Annotated in this window: 2 protein-coding genes and 3 pseudogenes; 2 read left to right on the forward strand and 3 right to left on the reverse strand. The window is 39.2% G+C overall.

The features are described 5' to 3' along the window. The 3 genes and pseudogenes from VZP09_RS23565 to VZP09_RS23575 form a co-directional block, all read right to left on the reverse strand. A pseudogene (locus VZP09_RS23565) lies at positions 1 to 90 on the reverse strand (type VI secretion system tube protein Hcp); the annotation flags it as partial. A gap of 2 nt (positions 91 to 92) precedes the next feature. Continuing rightward, entirely contained in the window at positions 93 to 440 is a 348-nt protein-coding gene (locus VZP09_RS23570; RefSeq protein ID WP_048974530.1) for a hypothetical protein, read from the reverse strand. 1 nt (position 441) lies between these two features. Continuing rightward, positions 442 to 1,117, reverse strand: a pseudogene (locus VZP09_RS23575) (hypothetical protein). Between the two features lie 553 nt (positions 1,118 to 1,670). Here VZP09_RS23575 and VZP09_RS23580 point away from each other — a divergent pair. Next, a pseudogene (locus VZP09_RS23580) lies at positions 1,671 to 1,936 on the forward strand (DUF2778 domain-containing protein); the annotation flags it as partial. Then, positions 1,911 to 2,090 (forward strand): hypothetical protein (locus VZP09_RS23585; RefSeq protein ID WP_328795504.1); only part of this gene is annotated, 180 nt, incomplete at its 3' end. The pseudogene VZP09_RS23580 and the gene VZP09_RS23585, both read left to right, overlap by 26 nt.

Raw genomic sequence — 2,090 nt, forward strand, 5'->3', positions numbered from 1 at the left:
AATAGCGCCAATACGCCCTGTAACGAGAGAACTACCCGTTATAGGGGAGCCGTTTGTATCGGTTAGCCAAAGATATGCTGGATTTGACATGATTATTCCTTATCTCTATTTATAAATGAAGGTAAACAAAACATTATAATGACCCATAAAAACAGACCAATCATCTTAACCGGCCACGGGTCAAGTAAGGCTATGCAAACAATAGCGCCTATAATTAGTAGCGGGCCTGATAGTAAATTAAAAGCACCGCTTAATACTCCGATCTTTGTTCCCAGAAATCTATTCAACGCAATGGCGATGATATAAGCGCTGCCGATTGTAATCGTTACTGCGATTATTTTATTCTGCCAGTTATTAAACTCAGTCAAGCAAATAAAGCATGTGGTAATAATATAGGTGCAGAGAACTATATCGACGAGTGGCGTGATAATTTTTTTCATATTACCCAGCCTTAGCATTCGTATTTAAATGTTCTTCAACTCTTTTCATAATCTTGTCGAACACGGGTTTGCCCTCGGTGTATCCTGCATGGATGGCATCCACAAAAGGTTGTACCGCATCGGCAAATAAGAAATAAAGCAGATCATAATCGCGGGGTCTTAATAACGAGTATACCTCGGGCGCTTCATTTCTGAGTTTATCAGAGGTCCTGATGGAACGCTCTGCCATTCCACCAAACAAGAGGATAGTACTTAAAAAGGCTATTGGATTCCCTTTCCCCTTAAATACTACATAAGTAAATGACGTTTTTTCTATAACGGCTTTAGCGATGTTCGATGCGATAATATTCGTAGAGATTCTACCCACGATAGAGGTAACTACACTTCTGTATATTCTATCTTGTTCTGATTCGGATAGATATTTATTAAATAACTGAAAGATTAATTTAACTGCATNTAACGATATTTTCATAGTTAAGGATGTCGTGTCTTATCGCGGTCATCATACGGATTCTTTCTGTTTCACGTTCATATCTTGTATCCGTATCAAAGATACCGTAAATCAGATAACCATAATCTAAAGGAACAGATAATCCACCATTGATAAGCCCCGTAACTGTATCAGGAGAGATAATGATGTTATATAACTTCCGCGCTATCCCTTCTATGTCTGCCATATAGCTATCCTATGTTTAAATAAATGACTGAGGATGTACATCATTTTTGCAAGAAATAATCGATGGTAATTTACAAGAGAATAAGTAACTTGATAAGTGTTACTATAACCTAATTGTTACAAATTGTATTGCAAAATGATTTTGAACCATTGATTTAAATAAGGCTTAAAACAGCATAGTATATCACTTTACGGTTGATTATTATGATGAATTATCTTGGTGTGAGATGTATTAATTTAATAAATAATAAAGCGCATATAAGTATTCGATAAGTGATTGGATACGCAAAAAATTTGGATGTTAAAANATATGTATTTGCTCTGACTTGTTCATGGCAGAAACGAGTTATGACTCATGAACAGGCGGTTTATGTGAACACATCGACAGCATCATGTTGTGCCGTCGATATCCTTCACGAGCAAACATTGACGGATTCACCAGAGTGATATCCGCTTCCGGCGTGAGAGCGGGGGCTACAGCCGATTCTTTGAAAATAAATAAAAGCAGGGCTAATACCAATCGTTTCATTACGTCCTGCCGCGAACTACGGCGGGGGAATAGCGATTGGTTTGCATTATGGAGTGACGACCGCGGAATTGACGATGAGACGTGGGTAGAGGATGTGAAACGTGGTAACTTCCGTTTGCATCCGGGTACGGTTTCCGAGGGTTGTATTACTATCGCCCATAATTCTGANNNGCCATGATCCGGAATGCGCTTATGAATACTTCGTTAGTACAGGTTCCCTGCATGCGTTCCCTGATGGCTCGCGGTTGGGTGGAGGTTGTTGCCAGTGGCTCTAATAACGCTTGCCCGTAAAATAAGTAAGATCATTTATTTTATATTGCTGTTTTTGGTTCTGGGACGTGCACTTCCAAGGCCGGAAATCTATCTCGATTATGATATCGCAAGGGATATTTGCCACTTCTTGTTCGGGAGTGTGAACGCCGATACAATATATGATACTTTCTTT

The sequence above is a fragment of the Klebsiella sp. EMBS2024 genome (assembly GCF_036233805.1).
Lineage (GTDB): Bacteria > Pseudomonadota > Gammaproteobacteria > Enterobacterales > Enterobacteriaceae > Klebsiella > Klebsiella pneumoniae.